Here is a 22,488-nt window from a genome sequence, read left to right on the forward strand (position 1 = left end):
GGGACTGTTCGCTGTTGGCACACGGTTTCAACTCACAGAGAACACCTTGACGCGCAGAAGGGCCCCACCTGTGCGGTGACGCCCTTCTGCTGCTGCGAGTTGTATCAGTTCTGCTTGGTGTCCTCGGAGGCCTCGGCCTCGGTGGTCTCAGCATCGGCAGCCTCGACCTCGGCGGTCTCGGCTTCAACAGCGTCAGTCTCGTCCTCGTCACCGGCGGGGGTCACGAAGTCGGTCAGATCGACGACGTTGCCCTCGGTGTCCTTGACGACGGCGAGCTCGAGCACCTTGGCCAGCGCCTTGCGACGGCGAACCTCTCCCATGATCATGGGGACCTGTCCGGCCTGATCGAGCATCTGCGCGAACTGGTTCGGCTCCATGCCGTACTGGGAGGCGGTGGAGACGATGTACTCGATGACCTCGCTCTGCTCGACGCCGATCTCTTCCTTCTGCGCGATCTCGTCGAGGACGAGCTCGTTGCGGAAGGCGTCGGCGGTCTGCTTGGAGAGCTCCTCGCGGTGCTCCTCGGTGTCGTGATCGTCACCGACTTCGTGGCCCTGGGAGGAGAAGTGCTGCTCGACCTGCTCTGCGACCACGGACTCGGGCACGGGGACCTCGATGAGCTCCATGAGCTTCTCGAGGACCTTGTCGCGTGCTTCCACGCCCTGCTCCACGACGAGGTTCTCCTCGGCCTTGGAGGTCAGGTCCGCGCGGAGCTCCTCGATGGTGTCGAACTCCGAGGCCAGCTGAGCGAACTCGTCGTCGGCCTCCGGAAGCTCGCGCTCCTTGACGGCCTGAAGGGTGACCTTGACCGATGCGGTCTCACCGGAGTGATCGCCGCCGGCCAGGGTGGTGTCGAAGGTGGCATCCTCGCCGGCCGAGAGACCCTCGAGGGCCTCGTCGATGCCCTCGAGCATGGTGCCTGCGCCGACCTGGTAGGAGAGGCCGGACGCGGTGTCGACCTCTTCCTCGCCCACGGTGGCGATCAGATCGATGGTGACGAAGTCGTCGTTGGCGGCGGGGCGTTCGACGTCCTTGAGCGTGCCGAACCGGCCGCGGAGCTCGTCGAGCTGCTCCTGCACGGCTGCTTCATCTGCCGAGCGTGACTCGACCTCGACCTCGAGGCCGGAGTACTCGGGCAGCTCGATGACTGGCTTGATGTCCAGCTCGCCGGTGAACTTGAGCACGCCTTCGTTGGTCTTGACGTCGGGGACCTCTTCGATCTCCACCTCAGGACGGGACAGCGGGGCGAGATCGGCCTCGGCCAGGCCCTGCTGGTAGAAGTCGTTGAGGCCGTCGTTGATGGCCTGCTGGATGACGTACTCGCGGCCGACGCGCTGATCGATGATCGGAGCCGGCACCTTGCCCTTGCGGAAGCCGGGGACCTGGACCTGCTCGGCGATGCTCTTGTACGCCGCCTTGATCTTGGGTTCCAGCTCCTCGGAAGTCACCTCGACGGTGAGCTTGACGCGGGTCGGGTTCAGATTCTCTACGGTGCTCTTGACCACGTGTGGGGCTCCTGATCGATGACTGGTGAATCGTCTGCTGTCGGGGTGACAGGATTTGAACCTGCGGCCTCACGCTCCCAAAGCGCGCGCTCTACCAAGCTGAGCTACACCCCGATCGACTGCCCGTCCTAATGCTGGTGACCCACCGCTTGCACGGCAGACCTCCATGGGACTTCAGGCGGACCGGTCCACAGTACCGTGTCCTCCCCCAAGCCGACGAATCCTCGTCTGTGCGCCCAGGTGAGACCCGCGGAAGAGCGTCCAGACCGGCCGCGCCGCCTGGTTGTCCGGTGAGATCACGATCACTGATTCTCAATTGGCGCACCCGCCGACCTGGTGCTAGAGTTCTATGTCGTTGCCCTGCTGAGATGCAGAGCGGCGAAAGTCAGTACAGCGCTTGCAGTTCAAGGGCCTCTAGCTCAATTGGTAGAGCATCAGACTCTTAATCTGCAGGTTTCGGGTTCAAGTCCCGAGGGGCCCACTTCCACCGGGCAGGCGCTGTCCGCGATTCAGGCCGTCGGATCACGAGAATCTCTCGTGGACCGACGGTCTTTTTCGTGCTCCGGCCAGAGGTTCCTGCACCTTGCCCCCGCCCCACGCTCCGCCTCGAGACGAGCCGTCCGCGGCGCAGGTCGCAGAAGCGGTGAGAACAGTGCTCTCGGAAAGCTCCTATCCGGAGTCGGGCGCGGGCATTGTCGGCGGAGATCTCGGGAACTCCCCCGGTCTCGGAAGCCTCGGCGCCGTGCTAGACGCTCACCGCGCCCTCACCGCAGCGTCGACCCGGAACCGTCAGGCCGCGTTCATCCGCTCGACGACGTCCATGAAGTAGTCGATGAACTCGTAGAAGTCTTCCACGTCCCGTCCCTGATGCAGCGCGATCTCCGGGAACTGATCGAAGCTCACCTCCTCATGGAGGTCAAGCTTCATCCGTCGTCCGGTGGAAAGGGTCACCTCCACGAAATTGTCCTGAGACGCCATCCCGGCGAGGTTCGTGAGGTTCACCAGGGTGGGGATGGCGGCCGCAGCACGTCCCGGTTCTTCACCCTGCTGCAGCGACTGCACCCGGCACAGCGCGTCGTCGAGATCCACTGGACAGAGCACGATCTCGACAGGCTCGCGGCGGTAGCCCACCAGCAGCAGAGACCCGCCCCAGGCACGGGCGGCGCCGATCTTCGCAGGGGCTCCCAGACGGTCCACCGTGCAGAGGATGTTGTAGGACCCGAAGTTCATCACCGAGGCGTCGAAGCTTGCGCGCAGGGCGTCGACCAGGTGCTGCTCCGGCTGGCTGCGCTCGGTGAGGATGACCATCACTGCCTCTACTCTCGCGGGGGCTTGGTCGATCTATTCTACGGATAGGGTGGTTTCGGCGCATCAGCCATATCCGTTGAAAGGACTTCGATGAGCATTCGACTTGAGACCGGCGACGTCGCTCCCAGCTTCATCCTGCCGGCTGCCGGCGGGGATTCGGTGAGTCTGGACCAGCTGCGCGGACAGAAGGTCATCCTCTATTTCTATCCCAAGGCCTCCACCCCTGGATGCACCACCCAGGCCTGCGACTTCCGTGACTCACTGGACTCCCTCGCCGCCTCGGGCTATACGGTGCTGGGAATCTCCCCGGACCCGGTCTCGGCTCTGGACAAGTTCACCGACGAACAGTGCTTGAGCTTCCCGCTCCTCGCCGACGAGGACCACGCGGTGGCGGAGTCCTATGGCGCCTGGGGTGAGAAGAAGAACTACGGTCGCGTCATCGAGGGCCTGATCCGCTCCACGATCGTGCTCGACGAGGACGGCAAGGTCACGCTCGCCCAGTACAACGTCAAAGCCACCGGCCATGTCGCACGCCTGCGCGAGAAGCTCGCAGCATGAGCCCTTCGGCGCAGTTCTGACCCGAGTCCCGACCTGCGCCAGATGGCGGGCGTCGCACTCGCGGCCCGCACCCTGCCCGGGTTCGGGCCCGGCTCTCCTGTAGACTGAAATGTCGCCGCGGGGAGGTCAAAGCACTCCCCCAGCGACATCTGCGGGCGTGGCGGAATTGGTAGACGCGCTGGATTTAGGATCCAGTGTCTTAGACGTGGGGGTTCAAGTCCCCCCGCCCGCACCATTTCAATCTGCTCCCGCGGCGAATCTGACCAGCACCGTCGGTGATGCGTTGGAGATCTGCCGCGGTGAAGAAGCCCAGCGGCACCACCACGTCCTGGATATCGGGGCGTTCATCGCAGCGCATCAGTCGCACAGTCACCGCCCGCTCACCGAAATGCATGCGCCGGGGCCTGGTGGATCCCGGCTTCAGCCCCTCCCGCGTGGAGACTCGCTGTGAGAGCTTGGTGAGCATGTCCCGGACACCGACCGGCCCCACCAGCGCGTTGGTGTTCTGCACCAGGCCCACGCTGACCTCCGAGACATCATCGAGCGTCGCGGTGACCTCGGCTGCCAGGATGCCGCTGAGCCCTGTGGATAGGGCCCGCACATCGTCACCAGCGGCACCGGGGAACCACCGAGCTCCCGCTGGAGAGCCCGCAGCAGCGCACCCTCGTGGGAGACATCGACACACGGGATCCCCAGTGCGGCGGAGGAGCCGATCACCAGGATCTTCCCCATGGGTCGATCAGGGCGCACGGATGGGTGACGCGGAAGGGGCTCAGGTAGTCTGAACGGCGACCAGCGGGCATCCCGCAGGTCCTGCCCCGATCGAGAGGACGCGAGATGCATTCACCCATGCAGCGCCGTCGCTTTCTCGGGGCGCTCGGCCTGGCGGGCACTGCCGGTGCCCTGCAGTGGCCGGCTTCGGCGTTCACCCCCGGCTCCGCAATGCAGGCCCGCGCCACCGAAGTCCCCGAGGTGAACGAGCCGCGCGGCGTCGTCCTCTCGGGCGTCTCCTCCGTGGAGTCGATGGACCCTGCGCTGTCGGTGGACACCGAGACCGCGCGGGTCTGCCGGCAGGTCTTTGAGACCCTCGTCGGGATCGACGGCGAGACCGGCGCCACCGCTCCGCTGCTGGCTACGGACTGGGAGGCCAGCGACGACGGGTTGACCTATACCTTCACCCTGCGCGAGGACGTGCTCTTCCACGACGGCAGCGAACTGACCGCCGAGGTGGTGGTCGCGAACTTCCGGCGCTGGGGCCGGATGAATGAGCTGCTCGGCTCCGATGCCCCGGCGCGGACCACGCTGGCCTTCGAGTCGCTCTTCGGCGGGTTCTTCGACGACGAAGACTGCCTGCTGGAATCGGTGGAGGCGGCCGGGGAGTTCACAGTGGAGCTCACCCTGTCCGAGCAGCTGGTGTTCCTCCCGCAGGCGCTGGCGATGCCTGCCTTCGGGATCGCCTCCGCCGAGGTGCTCTCCGACGCTGATCCGGAGCGGCTCGCCCGCGAACCCCGCGGCACCGGGGCGTACCGGCTTCTCAGCGTGGACCCCGAGGAGGTGGTGCTCCAGGCGTTCGAGGACTACTGGGACGGCGAGCCCCCTGCCGAACGGGTGGTGGTGCGCACCCTGCCCCGTTCCTTCGATCGGCTGCGTGAGCTGCAGCGCGGCAAGGTCGATGTCTATGACTACATCACGGCGGACAATCTGCGCTCTCTGGTGCAGTCGGGCCGGCTGATCCTGCAGCGGGACCCCTTCTCGGTCCTCTACCTCGGGTTCAACCAGGATCACCCGGTGATGGGGGATGTTCAGGTGCGCGAGGCGGCGGCTCGCGCCATCAACCTCAACACCCTGGTCGAGTCCTTCTTCCTGGAGGGCAGCCGGCCCGCCTACCAGTTCACCCCGGCGGCGCTGGGGGTCCACTCGGAGCAGGCCACACGCTATGGCTACAACGTCGAGGAGGCCCAGGAGCTGCTGGCGGACACCGGATATGACGGTGAGCCGCTGCGCTTCTACTACCCGATGAACGCGACTCGCAGCTACTTTCCCCGTCCCGAGGCGGTGTTCGCCTCGATCGCCCGCGACCTGACGGCGGTAGGGTTCAACATCACTCCCCGACCGGTGTCTTGGGACGACGGGTACGTGGATTCGCTGCTCGATGATGACGATCGAGCCATGCACCTGTTGGGACGCAACGGCGGCTACCGGTCGCCGCACTCCTTCTTCGGTCCGCTCTTCTCGCACCAGACGTCCGAGTTCAACTACGACTCCGCCGAGGTCCGCGAGCTGATCCAGGACGCGCGCAGCGAGGATGACGAGCAGTCACGCAATGACATATATAGGGAGATCGCCGACATCGTCGCAGAGGACCTGCCAGCGCTGCCACTGGTGCACCCGATCTCCGGAGTGGCGCTGGGCCGGGGCGTCGCGGACTATCCGATGTCCCCGGTGCTGCATGAGCTCTTCAAGGACATCACTCCGGCCGATTAGCCCCCGCCCCTGGGCGGCGGCGGATTTCCCGGGCCTGCGCGGGCGCAGGTAGAGTCGATTCAAGGACAACGCGTACCACCCCCGGGTCTCATCAGGGGGAACACTCAAGGAGAATTCTGTGGCCAAGTCATCGTCGACAAGCGCTCAGCAGTCCAGTGAAGGACAGAAGTTCGACGTCGTGCTCATCGGCGCCGGGATCATGTCCACCACTCTCGGCGCCATGCTCAAGGAGCTGGAGCCGAACTGGTCCATCGGGCTGTTCGAAGCGCTGGACCAGGCGGGCCAGGAGTCCTCCGATCCATGGAACAACGCCGGCACCGGCCACGCAGCGCTGTGCGAGCTCAACTACACCCCGCGCGGGGCGGACGGCAAGGTCTCCACCGCGAAGGCCCAAGGCATCAACGAGCAGTTCACCGTCTCCAAGCAGCTGTACTCGCACTGGGTCAAAGAGGGCACGATCGGTTCGCCGCGCACGTTCATCAACGGACTGCCGCACATCAGCTTCGTCTGGGGCGACAAGAACGCCCAGTACCTGCAGGACCGCTACGATGCGATGAAGGCCCAGCCGCTCTTCTCCGACATCGTGCACACCGAGGACCACGCGGAGATCGCCGAATGGGCCCCGCTGCTGATCGAGGGACGTGATCCCTCCCAGCGGATCGCCGCCTCGAAGTTCGACAGCGGCACCGATGTCGACTTCGGCTCACTCACGCGTCAGCTGGCAACACATCTGGACAGCAGCGGCGCGGACCTGCACTACGGCCACGAGGTGCAGTCGATCAAGCGCGGGGTCGACGGCCGCTGGGACATCAAGGTCAAGGACAAGGCCACCGGAGACCGCAGCGTGGCCAGTGCCCGCTTCGTCTTCGTCGGCGCCGGCGGCGGCGCGCTGGGACTCCTCCAGGGCGCCGGCATCGACGAGATCAAGGGCTTCGGAGGCTTCCCCGTCTCCGGGAAGTTCCTGCGCAGCACCGACCCTGCAGTCGCCGCGCAGCACCACGCCAAGGTCTACGGCCTGGCCTCGGTGGGCGCACCGCCGATGTCGGTGCCGCACCTGGACACCCGATTCGTCGAAGGCCGACGCACGCTGATGTTCGGCCCCTATGCCGGGTTCTCCACAAACTTCCTCAAGAGCGGCTCCTTCATGGACCTGCCGCTCTCGGTCCGCCCGCACAACCTGCTGCCGATGCTGCAGGTGGGCAAGGACAACACCGATCTGGTGACCTATCTGGTCAAGGAGGTCACCAAGTCCTCCCGCTCGAAGTTCGAAGAGCTGCACGCCTTCTTCCCCAGCGCCGGCTCGGATGCCTGGGAGATGATCACTGCCGGACAGCGCGTGCAGGTGATGAAGAAGAACGACAAGGGCAAGGGCGTGCTGCAGTTCGGCACCGAGCTGATCTCTGCCCGGGACGGCTCCATCGCCGGCCTGCTCGGCGCCTCCCCCGGCGCCTCCACCGCGCCGTCGATCATGTTCTCGCTGCTCGAGCGGTGCTTCGGCGCGCAGATGGACCGCTGGCGTCCGAAGCTGGAACAGATGGTCCCCTCCTTCGGCCGGGCGCTCAACGAGAACCCCGCGCTGCTCTCCGAGGTCACAGCTGACACCGTCGCGACACTGCAGCTGCAGCCCTGATCCATGGCGCGCCTAGAGTTTCCGGCCCCGGAGTCTGTGCGGACCCCGGCAGGGCTGACGCTGCACACCTGGACCCATGCAGACCCGACCGGGCCCCCGGTGCTGCTCATCCACGGCTTCGCCAGCAGCACGCTCTACAACTGGGTGAAGACCGGCTGGCTGGATCCGCTGGCGGGGACTGGGCGCAGCATCATCGCCGTCGACCTGCCCGGTCACGGCGCGTCTCAGGACCTCAACCCAGTGGACGTCCGGGTGCGGGACATCCTCTCCGATCTCGGCTCGCACCTGCAGGAGCAGGGGCACGAGACGGTCGCCGTCCACGGGTACTCGCTGGGATCCCGTCTCGCCTGGGAGTTCAGCGCCGCCCACCCCGAGATGGTCACGCACCTGATCATGGGCGGCTCCCCCACCGATGATCGCCTCGGTGCGCTGAAGGCCAAGCAGGCCCGGCTCTGGGTGCAGGAGGGCGTGCGACCCGTCGACGACCTGACGCGGAATCTGGTGACCCTGGCCGGCGCCCTGCCAGGAGCGAATGTGCCCCATACCGTGGAGCTGCTGCTGAGCCTCTCGGTGGACCCCTACGACCCCGCCGCGGCCGTGCCGCCGGTGCCGACACTGGTGGTGGCCGGTTCAAGAGACGAGATCGCCGCGGAGGCCGCCTCCCTGGTGCCGCTGGTGACCGCCCAGGGCGCCGTCGCCGCGTTCGTCCAGATCCCCGAGCGCGATCACATCAATGCGGTGACCTCGCGGGACTATAAGGCGGCTGTCCTCAGCTTCCTGCAGGCCGGCTGAGGTCAGCGTTCAGTCCGGGCGGCCTGCAGCCGCCGGGTGCTCGACGCGGGACCCGGGGCTGCCCCAGAGCTGTCCCGAGAAGACCACGACAGCGGCCACCACGCTTCCCGCAGTGACCACCGCGGCCGAGGCGCCGGTGCCGAGCTCATCGGCGGCGACCCCTGCCAGGGTGAGGCCGAGTGCGAGCCCCAGCAGCATTCCCCCGGCGACGGCGGTGAGTGCGGTCGGCACCCGATGAGCCGGCACGCCGATCGCCAGACCGGCATAGAGTCCGAGCACCAGCCGTCCCAGCACCGCTGACTGCAGCACGGCGATGATGCTGAGCAGCAGCAGCGACGTCAGCCCCTCGGGCAGCCACACGGCCAGCGGCAGCAGGAGCAGACTCAGCACGAACAGAGTCGTGGCATGCAGCCTCCGTCGCCTCAACATCAGCGGTGCGGTGAAGCTCGAGCGCCTCCAGCGTGCGCAGACCACCCCCGCGGCGGCCATCAGTCCCAGCGTGACCGCGAAGAGACTGGGCCGGAACAGGGTCTGGGCGGCGTCCAGCACCGTGATCCAGAGTCCGCCCAGCACCAGTCCCATGGTGGCGACCAGGACGATCGCTGCGCTGATGCGCCGCGCCCAGTCGGTCGGGTGCGGCGGCCGCCGGATCTCCGGCGAGCCAAGCTCCGACTGCCCAAGCTCCGGCTCTCCCCGCTGCGCGGGCTGATCGGGAGCGAGTCCGCGCTGTTCCAGGAGCTGCTGCTGGGCGTGTTCTGCTCCTCCCAGGGGCAGTCGCGCAGTGTCTGGCGGGACCTCGGTGGGATGAGCGCGATCCACCGCGTAGAGCGGCACCGCGACCGCGGTGAGCACCGCTGAGCTGAGCAGGCCCACGGTGGGCCCGAAGCTGAAGCTCAGCAGAGCCAGCAGCAACGGCGCTGTGATCAGTGCAGCGTCATCGAGCCGGGCTTCCGCGCGCAGTCTCTGGCGCACCGAGAACCCTCCTGACCGGGTCGAGCTGACCGCCCGGCTGAAGGTGGCCGCCGCAGGGGTGCTCAGACCCGCGCCGAGCGTGAAGACCAGGAGCAGCGCATAGATCGTCGCATTGGAGGTGAGCGTGTCGCCCCGGGTGAGTCGTTCCACGCTGCTGACCATCAGGACCAGCATCAGCACATGCGCGATGGCGCTGCTGAGCAGGACGTTGCGCACACCGAAACGCTCGGCTCCTGCGATGGCCGCGGGGGCGGAGATCGAGATTCCGACGAGCGCTGCGGCGGTGAGGGTGGCGGTGGTGAACATCGATCCGGTGCTGGCCGCCGATGCCGCCATGACACCCACGGGCAGCATCGGGCCAGGCATTCGGGCCGCCAGTGCGACCGTCTTGTTCATCGTGGACCGGCGGCTCATGGGATGACCATCTCGGTGGTTGATCCGGTGCGGTGCCGGTGGATGCGCAGCTGGGTCGGGATGACTCGGTGCATCTCGGTCACGTGGCTGACCAGTCCCACCCGGCGGCCCTCACCCTGCAGCCGGTGCAGCGCGCTCATGACGTGTTCCAGCGTGTCCTCGTCCAGCGAGCCGAATCCTTCATCGATGAACAGGGACTCCATGCCGATCCCGCCCGACTCGGCCTGGACCACCTCGGCGAGCCCCAGCGCCATCGAGAGCGAGGCCATGAAGGTCTCGCCGCCTGAGAGCGAGGAGGTGGGCCGCTCGACGTCGCTGTGGTCGTCGTAGACCTTCAGCTCCAGCCCGCGCAGTCCGCGCCCGCCCGCCTCGTCGCTGTGACGCAGCCGGTACCTGCCCTCGGACATCGTGGCCAGGTGACGGGTCGCCGCCTCCGCCACACGCTCGAGGCGGGCGGCCAGCACGTAGGTGGTCAGCGTCATCTTCAGCGAGTTCTCCGGTCCGGCACCATTGATGGTCGCAGCCAGCTCGCTTCGCATGCGCTGCGCACCCAGCGCCGCGTCACGATGCCGCAGCGCCGTCAGAAGCTTGGCGCTCATGTCCTCGACGGCCTCACGCTGCGCGTCGAAGCGGAGCAGAACCGCCGTGGCGTCCCGTGCGGCCTGCGCGGCGGATGCGCTGAGCTCGGCTGCGGCGTGCAGCTCCTCGGCTCCGGGCCGGATCTGACCTTCATCATGGCGACGCCTGCCGGCCTGGATGTCGTCCTGCGCGGACTCATAGTCGAGCTGTGTCTTGAGCTCATCCCAGGTCTGCACGGTCGAAAGGTGGCCGTCCAGAACATGCTCAGGCAGCTGCGCGGCCTGAAGCTCCGCTGCGTCGGCGAACTCTGAGCTCGCAAGCTGGGCGGCGGCCCCGGTCTGGGCCCGATCGCGGTGGGACTGCTGGACAGCGGCGGCCTCGATCCGCGCCTGCGCATCGCGCAGCCCCTGCAGCACTCGCTCGAGCGCCTCACGGCGCAGCTGCAGGGAGTCGTAGGGGCCCCGAAGCCCCTCCAGCGCCGATGCGAGTTCGCTCGCCTGTGTCCGCTGCTGCGTGAGCGTGGCCTGTGCCCGTTCAGCCCTGTGCCGTGCCTCGGCATGCCGGGCCTGGACGCGCTGTCGCTCGGCGACGTCGGCGTCCAGACGCTCGCGCAGCTCGCGCTGATCCGATCTGCGCTGTTCGGCGTGGATGAGAGATCCACGCGCCTGCGCCAGGTCGGCCTCGGTGCGCTCGATGTCGATCTCCGCATGTTCCGCAAGCTCAACGAGCACCGCGTCGTGCTGTTCGGTGACGCTTCGACGTTGGATCGCAGCTTCACGAAGCTCATCCCGGGCGTTCTGCAGCAGCTGCTGCGTCTGTTCCACCTCCTCCCGGGTGACGTCAGGATCCTCGTCCACCGCCGGATGGGGGTGATCGGTGGATCCACACACCAGACAGGGCATGCCGTCCTCGAGCTCGCCGGCGAGCTGCAGAGCCATGTTGCGCAGGTAGCTCTGAAGCCGCTGTTCGTGCTCACGCTTCATCTCAGCGTGGGCGCGTTCGCGCTCTTCCTGCTTGTCGCCCCAGCTCGCGCATCGGGCGGCGAGTGCATCCCGGGTGCGCTGGGCCTGCACGCGGGTCGCGAGCAGCTCAGCATCGGCGCGGGCCGCGTCTCTGGCGGCTTCGAGCTCTTCCGGATCCTCCAGCTGCTGCTGCAGCGCCTGCTGCGCGGCGCCCAGGCTCTCCTGCTGCACTGCCAGGTCCTCGGCCTCGGCCTGGGCCTGCTCGTGCTGCTGCTGGATCTCGGCCGCAGCCTGGAGCAGCTGGTCGAGCCGAGTCTCCAGCTCATCGGTGTCAGATCCTGAGAGCCGAGCGCGCAGCGCGATCAGCTCCTCGATGGCCGCACCGACCTCAGCGGGGGCGGGTTCCTGGTCCAGGGTGGTCAGCACACGGGGAGCGGCGACATCGGGCTGGCGTGCGGCGAACCCAGCCAAGGTCGACTCGGCCTCCTGGGTCACCTTCGAGGCGGCCGCAACGGCGGCCCGATGTTCCTGGGACGCGTCGGCGGCGGCGTCGAACCAGGTCTGGATCAGCTGCGCCGCCTCATGCCGACGCAGCTGCGCTCGAAGCGCCGTCACGTCCTCGCGCTGCTTCTCGTGCGCCGCGTGCCGTGCTGCATGGTCGGTGAAGCGGCGCAGGGTCTCCTCACGGACGCGCAGCTCCTCCTGCACGGCCGAGGCGTCTTGTGCCGCGGAGTCGGCAGCCTCGGCCCCCCGGCGCAGCTGGGCGAGCCGGGTCGTGATGGCCCGATCCACACGCTCGCTCAGCTCCACCTCGCTGAGCTCCGTGAGCTCCGCCTCCTGCAGGGCTGGCAGCGCCTCGGGCTCGTCGCGCTCTGCGGGACTGCCCCGTCCAGCGGCACCCGGCTCAGCGGCACTCAGCTCAGCAGGACCCGGCTCGGCATCGGCAGGCGCGGGGAGCATCGCCAGCGCGGCCTGGGTGAGGTTCTCGCGGTGCATCGCGATCCTGGTGTCGCTGTCTTTGAGCTGCTGCTCGGCCTCCCGGGCCATCTCCCGAAGGTGCTTCTCCAGCAGGGTGAACCGGTCGGTGTCGAAGAGCCGCTCGAGGAGGTCCTGCTTGTCCTTGCTGCTGGCGTGCAGGAAATGCGCGAAGGCGCCCTGAGGCAGCAGGATGACCTTGGTGAACTGGTGCAGGTCCAGTCCGAGCATCCGCTGCATCTCATCATTGGCCGCCTGGATGCCGGAGGTGTAGGGCACCCAGGCGCCGTCCTGGAAGAATTCGACGACGACGCGCTGCCCGACCTCACGCTGGCGGCTCGCGTCGCGCTTCTGCGGGCGGCCGTGATGCGGTGAGCGCCAGACCCGGCAGCGGCGCCCGCCCTGGGTGAACTCCAGCGTCACCGACGGCTCACTCTCGGCAGGCGCGTGGGTGCTCTTGAGCTGGGTCTTGTCGCGCTGTCCGGGGACGTCGCCATAGAGCGCGAAGGTCACCGCATCGAGGATCGAGGTCTTGCCCGCACCGGTGCGCCCACGCAGCAGGAACAGCCCGTCGGCGCCGAGCCGGTCGAAGTCGACCAGTTCCGTGCCGGCGAAGGGACCGAAGGCATGCAGGGTGAGCTGGTGAAGCTTCACGGCCGCACCGCCTGGACACTCTGCGTGATCAGCTCAGTCTCGTCAGCACTGGGTCCGCGTCCCCCGCGCACATGCTCCAGGAAGCCTTCGATGACTTCGACGTCGGTGCGCGCCTGCTCCACCTTCGCCGAATAGGTCCGGTGCGGGGTGTCCTGACGTCCTGTGTGGGCGAACGAGGCCATATACGGGTACACCTCCTGGAGACGCTGGAAGGCGCGCGCCGGCCGGATCGGGTCGGTGAGCTTGACCTGGACATAGGCCTCCTGATGCTTCTCCACCGTCGATGGGCTCAGCAGCTCCTCGAGGGTCGATTCCAGCTGCGCCAGCGGCCGGCCGATCTGCCAGTCCAGCGGCTGAGCCGGCTCCCCCGAATGTGAGTCCCAGAGCCACGCCCCCTTGGCCTGGCGGGTCTCGGAGAACGACAGACGCAGCGGCGACCCGCTGTAGCGGACGGTCTCGGACAACCGCTGACGCCCATGCAGATGCCCCAGTGCCACGTAGTCGAAGCCCTCGAAGATCTCCAGCGGCACCACGGCCAGCCCGCCGATGCTGTCTTGATGGTGTGTGGGCTGGTCCCCCGCGGCGACGTCCACCCCGATATTGCGCTCCGAGTCCGAGGCCGCTCCAGCGGCGGCGAAGAGGTGTGCCATGAGCACCACCTTCAGCTCAGCGCTGGAATCCTGATCCCCGGTGTTCTGCGCGGCGGCCTCACGGCGCTGGCCCACGTCCTCCCAGATCCTTCCGATCACCTCCGCGGTGACGCCGGTGTGATGTCCGCGGTCCAGCCCGAGGCTCGGCGCAAAAAGCTGCGGCTCCAGGTAGGGAATGCCGTAGACCAGGGTGGTGCCCCCGCTGGGCTCCGGGACCACCACCGGGGTCCATGCGTCGCTCAGCGCACTGCGGATGTGAACGCCGGAGCCGCGCATCAGCCCGCGCCCGAATCCCAGGCGCTGGGCGGAATCGTGGTTGCCGGGCGTGATGATCACCTGGGTTCCGCCGTCGGTCAGGCGCTGCAGCGTCTCCTCCAGCGCGACGACCGCCCATTCGGGGGGAAGCGCACGGTCATAGACGTCTCCGGCGATCAGCACCACGTCCACCTGATGCTCGGTCACGGCGGCGCAGACCGTCTCGAGCATCTGCTCCTGCTCGTCGCGCAGGGAATGTCCGTGGAAGCCGCGACCGAGGTGCCAGTCCGAAGTGTGTAGCCAGCGCATGCCACCACGCTATCGGCTGGCACGGACATGGCCGGATCACCACCCCGCAGGAGACTATTCTGGTCAGGTGGAGACCGCCGAGATACTTATCAGCCGCTTGCGCCCGGTGCTGGCCGCCGGCGTCGAACCCTCGAGACCGGGTGGCCCTGGCGATGCCGGCGTCCTGGCGGGCAGCCGGGGCGCTGCTGGACCGATCGTTCTGCACGCCGAGGTGCTGCACCAGCTCTGCACCGCCGATGGCCTCATGGAGCTGCTGGACTGGAGCCGCCAGGGACTCGGCGCTGACCCGCTGGCCTGCATGTGGCTCGGCTCGCTGCGCTGGTACCGTCTGATCACCGGGTCCTACCCCGAGAACGCCCCGCAGCCTCCGGCGCGCCCGTTGGATCAGGCGCTTCAGCGGCTGATCCTCCAAGGCATGTTCACCGCGCAGGCCGGCTCCGCCGCGACGAGCCTGCGCGGACTCGCCCACGGTCAGATGGCCTATCCCAGCGCCCCGGCGCAGCCAGAGTCCACCGATGCCACGGCGCTGCTGCGCGCGGTGCCGGTGGGTCTGGTCCCCTATATCGACGCCTCGATGCGGCGCGCCTGGGCGCGCCAGACCATGGCGCTCACGCACGGACATCCGGAGCTGACGCGCAAGGCCGAAGACCTGGCGGACCTGGTGCACCTGCTCGCCAGCGGCGCGCCCTCGGACGTTCTGCCCGACGCCGCGGCCGCGCGGCAGCAGAAGATCACCGCAGGTCTCGACGACGACGTCGCCGCCATCCTGGACCGTCAGCTCCTCGCCGCGGCGGGAGCCGCGCCCGCAGCGGCAGCCTCGGGCCCAGGCAGCTCTGGCTCCACCCGCCAGGAGGGTCAGAGCGTCTATGCCGTCATCGACGAGCTCGCGCGGGACTGGGAAGAGGTCACCCGCGCGCGCTGAGAGGCCGAGAAGCCTCGACAGCAGGCTGAGCAGCCTCAGGGTCAGTCACGGCAGGAGAGCTCACCGGCCAGCGGGAGCCCAGCAGGGCGCGGAACTCCTCTTCGGCGATGAACCTCAGCGGCTGACCCTCGCGCTGTCGGCGCAGCGCCTCGCGCGCCTTGCTGCTGCGCAGCGGGAAGGACTCCTCAGGGGCGCTCAGCTCCCAGGGTTCGAATCCGTCCCCGACCACCAGCAGCGTGGTGCCCGCCGTGACCCGCGAAGCGGTGGCCGCGCCCAGGGCGGCGACCAGCTCCTTGGCCTCGGCACGCGGTATCGAGAGGTTCCCGGTGAAGGCCAGCTGCTGGGCGAACAGCGGATGGGCGGGATCAGCCACGGAGGACGGCGGGAGGTTCTTCCCCTCGTCCTGCCACCGCATCAGATCCGGCATATGCCGTGGCTGCGGGGCCGGCAGCCGGGCGTCGAAGAGGTGCGCCATGGTGCGCACCTGTCGGGTCGCCCGGGACTCCCGCGTCCGCGGGGCCTGCCAGGGCTCCATGGTGCGCGGGGCGATTCCGCTCTCCTGGAACAGCCGATCGGTGGCCCCGACGTTGCGCCGTGCGGCGATGTCGCAGACCACCGCCGCCGAGGCGCGCGCGTCGTCCAGCGCGTAGTGGTGCTGGGTGAGCTGGTAGCCGGCCTCTGCGGCCGCCTTGGGCAGCGCGTGCGAGGGGAGCTGGTAGTTCGCGCGGGAGAGTCGCACGGAGCACAGGCAGCTCAGACCCGGGGAATCGAGTCCGCTGACCTCCAGCGCGGCTTCGAAGACCTCGATGTCGAAGCCGGCGTTGTGGGCCACCAGCATGTCCTCACCGATGAATCCGTGGATGTCCTCGAAGAGCTCCCCGAAGCGTGGCGCCTGGGCCACCGCCTCCGCGGTGATCCCATGGATCGCGACATTGTGCGGATCGAAACGGTCGAAGCCCTCCGGCGGACGCATCGCGGAGTAGTAGGTGTCGACCTCCTCGCCGTCGCGGACCTTGACCAGCCCTATGGCGCAGGGCGAGCCGCGGAAGCCGTTGGCGGTCTCGAAGTCCACGGCCGTGAAGTTCAAGCCCCTCACTGCGTCAGCGCCTCCACGATGTGGCCGCGCAGCGCGGCGAAGGCGGTGCCTCGGTGGGAGATCGCGTTCTTCTCCGCCATGGAGAGCTCGGCGGCGCTGCGGGTCTCCCCCTCCGGCTGCAGGATCGGGTCATAGCCGAAGCCTCCCAGGCCCTGCGGCTCGCGCAGCAGCGTGCCCTCCAGCCGTCCGGTGGTGGTGAACTCTCTCGTCGGTCTGCCCTGGGCGTCGGGGATCACCAAGGAGGCGACGCAGACGAACGCCGCGCCCCGATGAGCTGGGGCGATGTCGGCGAGCTGTTCCAGCAGCAGCATGAGATTCGCCTCGTCCGAGGCTCGGGCGCCGGCCCACCGGGCAGAGAAGATTCCGGGGGCGCCGCCGAGGACGTCCACGGCGAGTCCTGAATCATCGGCGACGGCGGGCAGTCCGGTCTCGGCGGCCACCGCGCGCGCCTTCAGCAGCGAGTTCTGCTCAAAGGTGAGGCCCGTCTCCGGGACCTCGGCGCAGCCGGCGGTCGCAGCGTCGATGACAGCGGTGTCCAGGTCGAGGTCATCCAGCTGCGGACTGGAGCCGAGCAGGGCGCGGAATTCGCGGAGCTTCCCCTGGTTCCGGGTGGCCAGGACGATCCTCGCGGTCACTGGGCCAGCGCCTCCCGCTGCAGCTGGGCCAGCCTGTCGGTCCCGCCCAGGGCGAGGTCGAGCAGGCTGTCCAGCTCTGTGCGGTTGAACGGTGATCCCTCGGCGGTGCCCTGGATCTCCACGAAGTCTCCGGAGCCGGTGACCACGACGTTCATATCGGTGCCTGCGGTGGAGTCTTCCGCGTAGGGCAGGTCGAGCACGGACTGGCCGTCGGGGAGCACGCCGACCGAGATCGCCGCGACGGAGTCCTTGAGCACCTCGGCGCGCTTGGACACGTGGCCCTGTTGGCGCGCCCATTCCACCGCGTCGGCCAGCGCCACGTAGGCCCCGGTGATCGCGGCGGTGCGGGTGCCGCCGTCGGCCTGGAGCACGTCGCAGTCCAGGGTGATCATGTTCTCCCCCAGGGCCTTGGTGTCCACGACCGCCCGCAGCGAGCGGCCGATGAGTCGGGAGATCTCATGGGTGCGCCCACCGATCTTTCCCTTCACGGATTCGCGTCCGGAGCGGGTGTTCGTGGCGCGGGGCAGCATCGCGTACTCGGCGGTGACCCACCCTTCGCCCTTGCCCTTGAGCCAGCGCGGCACATTGGACTCGAAGGAGGCGGTGCACAGCACCCGGGTGCCGCCGAACTCGATCAGCGCCGACCCTTCGGCGTGGGCGTTCCAGTTTCGGGTGATGATGACCGGGCGCAGCTCATCGGCTGCGCGTCCGTCGGTCCGCAGGGTGGTGATAGTCACTGCTCACTCTCTCCGTGGTGGTGGGGCGTGCTGGCACCGATCTCATAGGTGACACCGGCGACGGCGACCGCGAGGTCGCCTGCGTATTGTTCTCGTGCTTTGGCCAACAGGACCCGCTGGGAGGTCCAGACCGGGATATGGGTCAGCAGCAGCCGTCCCACCCCCGCCGATCGCGCCATGACTCCGGCGCGGTGGCCGTTCAGGTGCACTCCCTCGATGTGGTCGTCGCGGCCATCCTCGAAGGCGGCCTCGCAGAGGAACACGTCAGCGTCCTGGGCTGCTTCGACCAGTCCATCACAGGCGTCGGTGTCACCGGAGTAGGTCAGCGTATGCGCACGGGCATCGGCCGAGGCCTCGGCTGCTATGTCGATCCGCAGCGCGTAGGCCTCCTCGATCGGGTGGCGCACCGGCACCGGGGTGATCGTGAACGGTCCGATGGTCTCGGCCTGCCGGGGCCGCCAGGTCCTGAAGTCGAAGTCGGGATGCATCCCGGGATTGGGATCCATCCCGTAGGCGCTGGCGATCCGCTGGTCTGTGGTGGAGGGTCCGTAGACGGGCACATGCCTGCCCGGCCAGCCCCCGGGCCGCCAACGGATGGCCACGTGGAGCCCACACAGGTCCATGAAGTGGTCCGGGTGTAGATGGGAGAGGCACACGGCGTCGATGTCCTCCAGCGCCAGGTGCTGCTGGAGCTTGCCCAGGGCTCCATTGCCCAGGTCCACGACGACGCGCCAGGTCCGGCCCTGATACTGGGCGGTCAGCAGGTAGCACGAGGCCGGAGACTCCGGGCCGGGGAAAGACCCGCTGCACCCGATGATGGTGAGTTTCATATGGTGCGTAGCTCCACTTCAGTCATCCTGCGCTCCGGTCAGCATAGCGGGAGTGATGCGTCGGATCATTCCGGTGGGATAGGTCTCTCGGACGTGGTCGACCTGCCGCACTGCGAGCACCTCGGGGCCCAGGAAGCGCCGGGCGAGCAGCGCGAACGCCTCCGCGTCCCCGGTGGAGAGAAAGGTGTGTTCCTTCGACGCGGCGGTCCCCGGTGCGTCGAGAGCCGGCGGGCGCTGGAGGTCCTGGCGGGTGAGCGCCCGGTAGAGATCCTTGGCGGTCTCCTCGGCGGAGGACACCAGTGTGACCTCCTCCCCCATCACGAAGGAGATCACGCCGGTGAGCAGCGGGTAGTGCGTGCAGCCGAGCACGAGCGTGTCGACGCCGGCGGCCTTCAGCGGCGCGAGATACTCCTGCGCCGCGTCGAGCAGCTCGTCCCCGGTGGTGACGCCGCGTTCGACGAACTCGACGAAGCGCGGAGCGGCCGCGGTGGTGATCTGCAGCGCCGGGGCGGCGGCAAAGGTGTCCTCGTAGGCCCGTGAGCTCACGGTGGCGGAGGTGCCGATGACCCCGATGCGTCCGTTGCGGGTGGCCGAGACGGCGCGTCGCACCGCGGGCTGGATCACCTCGATCACCGGGATCCCGTGACGATCCGTATAACGTTCGCGGGCATCGCGCAGCACCGCGGCTGAGGCTGAGTTGCACGCGATGACCAGGGCCTTGACCCCGGACTCGACGAGTGAGTCCATGACTCCCAGCGCATGGGCGCGGACCCGGGCGATGGGCAACGGTCCATAGGGGCCGTGCGCGGTGTCACCGAGGTAGGTGATCGACTCCCCCGGCAGCTGGTCCAGGACCGCGCGGGCCACGGTCAGCCCGCCGACCCCGGAATCAAAGATCCCCACCGGAGCGGAGGCGTTCATGGAGCAGATGTCCCGGCACCGCCGCTCGCGTCGGGGTCTGCCTCGTCGGCGTTCTCATCGTCGTCGGCGGTCCCACGCTCCGGCAGGAACTCGGTCATCGCGCTGAACAGGGTCTCCTGGAGCCAGGTGATGAAGGTGTAGATCTCGGCCATGAAGGCGTCGGTGTCCTTGGCGCTCGACCCGACCGCAAGGTCATGCACCCGCTCGGCGTCCTCGGCGCTGTGCAGCTGGAGCCGGCTGGCCAGGGTCAGCCGCAGATCGTTCAGCGCCCGGCCGAAGACCGGGGCGACGTCGTCGTCGATGCTGATCGGAGTGCTCTCGAGCAGCATCCGAGCGGTGCGCAGATCCGCGATCTTGGCCCCGCGCAGCGAGTTCTCACTGAGTCGACGGAAGTGGCCGGCCTCCTCCGGATCGGTGGAGGCATCGGGCAGGAGCCGTCGCAGCACGTCATCTTCGGGCGGTGCCAGCGGCTCCTCCCCGCCGAGACCCGCGAGCTCGGCCCGGAAGTGCGCGAAGGCGGGATCCTCGGCCGCGGATCCCGGCCCAGCCGGCGACCCAGACCCAGCCGGCGACGCGGACCCGTCCGGGGCTGCGGCCTCGTCCGTTGGATCAGCCTCGTCCTCGCGGCTCTCCAGAAGCTGGATCACATCGGCGCAGAGCGAGCTGAGCAGGCGGCGCTCATGCTGTTCGAGATCGGCGCGGTATCCCTTGGTGGTGGCGCGAAAAGCTGTCGCCACGGGTTACTCGGCCTCTTCCAGGGTCGCCTGCAGACCGTACTGGTGCATGGCCGTGACGTCCTGCTCGGCCTTCTCCCGCGGACCGTGGGAGACCACGGCGCGGCCCTCCTCGTGCACCTGCATCATCAGTTTCTCCGCGCGCGACTTGGAATGACCGAAGTAGCTGCGGAAGACCCAGCTGACATAGGTCATCAGGTTGACCGGGTCGTTCCAGACGACCACCTGGTAGGGGCGCGCCGCAGAGAGGAGCTGGGAGAACTCGGAATCGAGGCCAGTCTCCTCACGGCTGAGCGTGGATCCTTCGGCTGAACTCATGCTGAGTATTCTACGCTGGGACCGTGCCACCTGAATCTGCCTCCGCCCAGCCCGCCGCTGCCCGCGCCACCGCGGCCTCCGCCACGCCCGCCGTCCGCTCCAGACCGACGGCGCCCTCCACCGCGCTGCTCACCGATCAGTACGAGCTGACCATGGTCCAGGCCGCGCTGGCCTCCGGGGCCGCTGGGCGGCGCTGCGTCTTCGAGGTCTTCACCCGCCATCTTCCCGCGGGCCGACGCTACGGCGTGGTGGGCGGCACCGGGCGCATGCTCGAGGGCCTCGCCCAGTTCCGCTTCGGCAGTGCCGAGATCGACTGGCTGCGTGACCGCGGCATCGTCGACGAGACCACGCTGGAGTTCTTAGCGGACTACCGGTTCTCCGGTGATGTCCACGGCTACGCCGAGGGAGAGATCTTCATGCCGGACTCCCCGGTGCTGCGCGTGGAGGCGAGCTTCGCCGAGGCCTGCCTGCTGGAGACCTACGTGCTCTCGGTGCTCAACCACGACTCGGCCATCGCGTCGGCGGCCTCGCGGATGACGGTCGCCGCCGGGGACCGGCCGTGTGTGGAGATGGGATCGCGACGCACCCAGGAGTTCAGCGCCGTGGCCGCAGCCCGGGCGGCCGCGATCGCCGGCTTCACCGCCACCTCGAACCTCGAGGCCGGGCGCCGATGGGGCCTGCCCACCCTGGGCACTGCGGCCCACGCCTTCACGCTGCTCCACGATTCGGAGGAGGAGGCCTTCGAAGCCCAGGTGCGAGCCTTCGGACCGGGCACCACCTTATTGGTGGACACCTACGACGTACAGACAGCGGTGCGCCGCGCCGTGAGCATCGCCGGGCCGGAGCTGGGCGCGGTCCGGCTGGACTCCGGGGACCTGGTCGAGCAGGCCGGCGAGGTCCGGGCGCTGCTGGACTCGCTTGGAAACACCCGTACCAAGATCATCGTCTCCTCCGATCTGGACGAACATGCCATCGCGCGGCTGCAGTCGGCTCCGGTGGACTCCTACGGGGTGGGCACGAAGCTGGTCACCGGCGGCGGCTCCCCCACGGCCGCGATGGTCTACAAGCTGGTGCAGCGCACCGACGACGACGGCGAGCCCGTCTCCGTGGCGAAGAACGCCCCCGGCAAGTCGAGCCTGGGCGGGGTCAAGCAGGCGGTGCGCAGCTTCGATGAGTCCGGCCGTGCCGACGCGGAGCTGATCGGGGTCGGCGCCGCGCCGCAGACCCATGGCCAGCGCACCCGCGAGCTGATGGTGCCGCTGGTCCGCGCCGGCGAGGTCGCACCCGAACATGTCGGGCAGGCCGGCGTGGCCGATGCGCGTCGGCGTCACGCGGCATCGCTCGCCGAACTCCCGCCCGCAGCGCAGCGGCTGCAGCATGGGGACCCGGTCCTGCCCACGATCTTCAGCTGATCGCCGGCAGGTCAGCAGCGTCGCCGGAGCCGCCGCCGACCGCGCACTGGTCTTCAAGGAGTTCGACCTCGCCGAGGCCGGGTAGAACCAGTAACGTGGTGGGTGTGCTGCTGTGAGTACCTCGCGTCGCACACCCATACCCGGAGCTTTCCGACCAGGAGGACGTAGTGGCCCAGGCGCTGATCATTGTCGATGTGCAGCAGGACTTCTGTGAGGGCGGGACGCTTGCGGTCGCGGGCGGCGCGCAGGTCGCCAGCGAGATCAGCGAATTTCTGGAGGACAGCTACGCCGAGTTCGACGCGATCCTCACGACGCAGGACTGGCACATCGATCCCGGACCTCACTTCTCCGACACCCCGGACTTCAAGGTGAGCTGGCCCGAGCACTGCGTGGCTGGCACCCCCGGTGCCGAGCTTCATCCGAATCTCGACACCGAACACGTCGATGCGCGCTTCCTAAAGGGCCTCTACTCCGACGGCTACTCAGGATTCGAGGGCCTGGAGGGTGATCCCGAGAAGGTGGGCAGCCTGGAGGGCGAGAACGGCTCCAAGGTCGGTCCCGCAGCTGCCATCACCGAGGGTTCAGCAGATCTCCACGCCTGGCTCCGCGCCCAGGACATCGACGCGGTGACCATCGTCGGCATCGCCACCGATCACTGCGTGCGGGCCACCGTGCTCGACGCGGTGGAGAACGACTTCCAGGTCCGCATCATCCGGGAGCTCACCGTGGGCGTCAGCGACGACTCGGTCGAACAGGCCTATGCCGAGTTCGACGCCGCCGAGGTCGAGGTCGTCAGCCTCGAGGACCTCTGAGAAGGAAACTCTGGCCAGGGGCAG

20 protein-coding genes and 3 tRNA genes are annotated in these 22,488 nt (G+C 68.3%); 9 read left to right on the forward strand and 14 right to left on the reverse strand.

The genetic code is table 11. The annotated features are described in order from the left end of the window. Window positions 1-104: 104 nt before the first annotated feature. Both tig and LTI14_RS04715 read right to left on the reverse strand, forming a co-directional pair. On the reverse strand, window positions 105-1,505 hold the full coding sequence (tig, locus tag LTI14_RS04710) for a trigger factor (RefSeq protein WP_241475950.1): 1,401 nt from the start codon (window positions 1,503-1,505) through the stop codon (window positions 105-107). Between the two features lie 40 nt (window positions 1,506-1,545). Continuing rightward, window positions 1,546-1,619, reverse strand: a tRNA-Pro gene (locus LTI14_RS04715). A 294-nt stretch (window positions 1,620-1,913) separates the two neighbouring features. On the opposite strand from LTI14_RS04715, the gene LTI14_RS04720 reads away from it, so the two are divergent. Continuing rightward, a tRNA-Lys gene (locus LTI14_RS04720) sits at window positions 1,914-1,986 on the forward strand. A 308-nt stretch (window positions 1,987-2,294) separates the two neighbouring features. On the opposite strand, the gene LTI14_RS04725 is transcribed toward LTI14_RS04720, so the two are convergent. Continuing rightward, window positions 2,295-2,816 (reverse strand): hypothetical protein, encoded by a 522-nt coding sequence (locus LTI14_RS04725; RefSeq protein ID WP_241464983.1) that lies wholly within the window; start codon window positions 2,814-2,816, stop codon window positions 2,295-2,297. A gap of 87 nt (window positions 2,817-2,903) precedes the next feature. Between LTI14_RS04725 and bcp the strand changes: the two genes are divergently transcribed. Together bcp and LTI14_RS04735 are read left to right on the forward strand one after the other, a co-directional pair. After that, a complete protein-coding gene (gene bcp, locus LTI14_RS04730) occupies window positions 2,904-3,371 on the forward strand; it encodes a thioredoxin-dependent thiol peroxidase (protein ID WP_241464984.1) in 468 nt (155 codons plus the stop codon). Between the two features lie 151 nt (window positions 3,372-3,522). Then, window positions 3,523-3,606, forward strand: a tRNA-Leu gene (locus LTI14_RS04735). Here the strand turns inward: LTI14_RS04735 and LTI14_RS04740 are convergent. After that, window positions 3,571-3,972: a hypothetical protein gene (locus tag LTI14_RS04740; RefSeq protein ID WP_241475951.1), complete on the reverse strand. Its 402-nt coding sequence runs from the start codon at window positions 3,970-3,972 to the stop codon at window positions 3,571-3,573. The two genes, LTI14_RS04735 and LTI14_RS04740, sit on opposite strands and share 36 nt — an antisense overlap. Window positions 3,973-4,208: 236 nt before the next feature. On the opposite strand from LTI14_RS04740, the gene LTI14_RS04745 reads away from it, so the two are divergent. From LTI14_RS04745 to LTI14_RS04755, 3 genes are all read left to right on the forward strand, one after another. Then, the gene (locus tag LTI14_RS04745) at window positions 4,209-5,855 is read left to right on the forward strand and encodes an ABC transporter substrate-binding protein (protein WP_241464985.1); all 1,647 of its coding nucleotides are present in this window, start codon (window positions 4,209-4,211) and stop codon (window positions 5,853-5,855) included. Window positions 5,856-5,973: 118 nt separating this feature from the next. Then, window positions 5,974-7,485 (forward strand): malate:quinone oxidoreductase, encoded by a 1,512-nt coding sequence (locus LTI14_RS04750; protein ID WP_241464986.1) that lies wholly within the window; start codon window positions 5,974-5,976, stop codon window positions 7,483-7,485. A gap of 3 nt (window positions 7,486-7,488) precedes the next feature. Next, complete coding sequence (locus LTI14_RS04755; protein ID WP_241464987.1) at window positions 7,489-8,277, forward strand: alpha/beta fold hydrolase; 789 nt, start codon at window positions 7,489-7,491, stop codon at window positions 8,275-8,277. 9 nt (window positions 8,278-8,286) lie between these two features. Here LTI14_RS04755 and LTI14_RS04760 read toward each other — a convergent pair whose 3' ends face one another. From LTI14_RS04760 to LTI14_RS04770, 3 genes are read right to left on the reverse strand one after another with little or no spacing between them, the layout of a single operon-like run. Further along, window positions 8,287-9,663 (reverse strand): hypothetical protein, encoded by a 1,377-nt coding sequence (locus LTI14_RS04760; protein WP_241470958.1) that lies wholly within the window; start codon window positions 9,661-9,663, stop codon window positions 8,287-8,289. Beyond that, window positions 9,660-12,833, reverse strand: a complete 3,174-nt coding sequence (locus LTI14_RS04765; protein WP_241470957.1) for an AAA family ATPase — start codon at window positions 12,831-12,833, stop codon at window positions 9,660-9,662. Before LTI14_RS04765 ends, LTI14_RS04760 begins: the two co-directional genes overlap by 4 nt. Next, on the reverse strand, window positions 12,830-14,047 hold the full coding sequence (locus LTI14_RS04770; RefSeq protein WP_241475952.1) for an exonuclease SbcCD subunit D: 1,218 nt from the start codon (window positions 14,045-14,047) through the stop codon (window positions 12,830-12,832). Before LTI14_RS04770 ends, LTI14_RS04765 begins: the two co-directional genes overlap by 4 nt. Window positions 14,048-14,114: 67 nt before the next feature. Between LTI14_RS04770 and LTI14_RS13220 the strand changes: the two genes are divergently transcribed. Continuing rightward, window positions 14,115-14,969, forward strand: coding sequence for an ADP-ribosylglycohydrolase family protein (locus LTI14_RS13220; RefSeq protein WP_241475953.1), 855 nt, complete (start codon window positions 14,115-14,117; stop codon window positions 14,967-14,969). On the opposite strand, the gene LTI14_RS04780 is transcribed toward LTI14_RS13220, so the two are convergent. From LTI14_RS04780 to clpS, 7 genes are read right to left on the reverse strand one after another with little or no spacing between them, the layout of a single operon-like run. After that, on the reverse strand, window positions 14,953-16,056 hold the full coding sequence (locus LTI14_RS04780; protein WP_255727528.1) for an exonuclease domain-containing protein: 1,104 nt from the start codon (window positions 16,054-16,056) through the stop codon (window positions 14,953-14,955). The two genes, LTI14_RS13220 and LTI14_RS04780, sit on opposite strands and share 17 nt — an antisense overlap. A 5-nt stretch (window positions 16,057-16,061) precedes the next feature. Further along, window positions 16,062-16,700, reverse strand: a complete 639-nt coding sequence (gene rdgB / locus LTI14_RS04785) for an RdgB/HAM1 family non-canonical purine NTP pyrophosphatase (RefSeq protein WP_241464993.1) — start codon at window positions 16,698-16,700, stop codon at window positions 16,062-16,064. Beyond that, window positions 16,697-17,437 (reverse strand): ribonuclease PH, encoded by a 741-nt coding sequence (gene rph / locus LTI14_RS04790; RefSeq protein WP_342357719.1) that lies wholly within the window; start codon window positions 17,435-17,437, stop codon window positions 16,697-16,699. Before rph ends, rdgB begins: the two co-directional genes overlap by 4 nt. Then, window positions 17,434-18,267, reverse strand: coding sequence for an MBL fold metallo-hydrolase (locus tag LTI14_RS04795; RefSeq protein WP_241464994.1), 834 nt, complete (start codon window positions 18,265-18,267; stop codon window positions 17,434-17,436). The genes rph and LTI14_RS04795 overlap by 4 nt, the downstream gene beginning before the upstream one ends. Before the next feature lie 18 nt (window positions 18,268-18,285). Further along, window positions 18,286-19,188, reverse strand: coding sequence for a glutamate racemase (gene murI, locus LTI14_RS04800; protein ID WP_241470954.1), 903 nt, complete (start codon window positions 19,186-19,188; stop codon window positions 18,286-18,288). Continuing rightward, window positions 19,185-19,925 (reverse strand): DUF2017 family protein, encoded by a 741-nt coding sequence (locus LTI14_RS04805; protein ID WP_241470953.1) that lies wholly within the window; start codon window positions 19,923-19,925, stop codon window positions 19,185-19,187. The genes murI and LTI14_RS04805 overlap by 4 nt, the downstream gene beginning before the upstream one ends. Window positions 19,926-19,928: 3 nt before the next feature. Next, on the reverse strand, window positions 19,929-20,240 hold the full coding sequence (gene clpS, locus LTI14_RS04810; protein WP_241464997.1) for an ATP-dependent Clp protease adapter ClpS: 312 nt from the start codon (window positions 20,238-20,240) through the stop codon (window positions 19,929-19,931). Between the two features lie 152 nt (window positions 20,241-20,392). Between clpS and LTI14_RS04815 the strand changes: the two genes are divergently transcribed. Both LTI14_RS04815 and LTI14_RS04820 read left to right on the forward strand, forming a co-directional pair. Continuing rightward, window positions 20,393-21,652 (forward strand): nicotinate phosphoribosyltransferase, encoded by a 1,260-nt coding sequence (locus tag LTI14_RS04815; RefSeq protein ID WP_241471083.1) that lies wholly within the window; start codon window positions 20,393-20,395, stop codon window positions 21,650-21,652. Between the two features lie 167 nt (window positions 21,653-21,819). Beyond that, on the forward strand, window positions 21,820-22,464 hold the full coding sequence (locus LTI14_RS04820) for an isochorismatase family protein (RefSeq protein ID WP_241464998.1): 645 nt from the start codon (window positions 21,820-21,822) through the stop codon (window positions 22,462-22,464). Window positions 22,465-22,488 lie beyond the last annotated feature (24 nt).

The sequence above is a fragment of the Nesterenkonia sp. YGD6 genome, assembly GCF_022565895.1.
Taxonomy (GTDB): Bacteria; Actinomycetota; Actinomycetes; order Actinomycetales; family Micrococcaceae; genus Nesterenkonia.

What these genes read in the sequence shown, in the direction of transcription:
- LTI14_RS04770 (WP_241475952.1), bottom strand. Translation starts at nt 14,047, where the DNA reads ATGCGCTGGCTACACACTTCGGACTGGCACCTCGGTCGCGGCTTCCAC.
- LTI14_RS04815 (WP_241471083.1), top strand. Translation starts at nt 20,393, where the DNA reads ATGGTCCAGGCCGCGCTGGCCTCCGGGGCCGCTGGGCGGCGCTGCGTC.
- murI (WP_241470954.1), bottom strand. Translation starts at nt 19,188, where the DNA reads ATGAACGCCTCCGCTCCGGTGGGGATCTTTGATTCCGGGGTCGGCGGG.
- LTI14_RS04745 (WP_241464985.1), top strand. Translation starts at nt 4,209, where the DNA reads ATGCATTCACCCATGCAGCGCCGTCGCTTTCTCGGGGCGCTCGGCCTG.
- bcp (WP_241464984.1), top strand. Translation starts at nt 2,904, where the DNA reads ATGAGCATTCGACTTGAGACCGGCGACGTCGCTCCCAGCTTCATCCTG.
- clpS (WP_241464997.1), bottom strand. Translation starts at nt 20,240, where the DNA reads ATGAGTTCAGCCGAAGGATCCACGCTCAGCCGTGAGGAGACTGGCCTC.
- LTI14_RS04755 (WP_241464987.1), top strand. Translation starts at nt 7,489, where the DNA reads ATGGCGCGCCTAGAGTTTCCGGCCCCGGAGTCTGTGCGGACCCCGGCA.
- LTI14_RS04760 (WP_241470958.1), bottom strand. Translation starts at nt 9,663, where the DNA reads ATGAGCCGCCGGTCCACGATGAACAAGACGGTCGCACTGGCGGCCCGA.
- LTI14_RS04795 (WP_241464994.1), bottom strand. Translation starts at nt 18,267, where the DNA reads ATGAAACTCACCATCATCGGGTGCAGCGGGTCTTTCCCCGGCCCGGAG.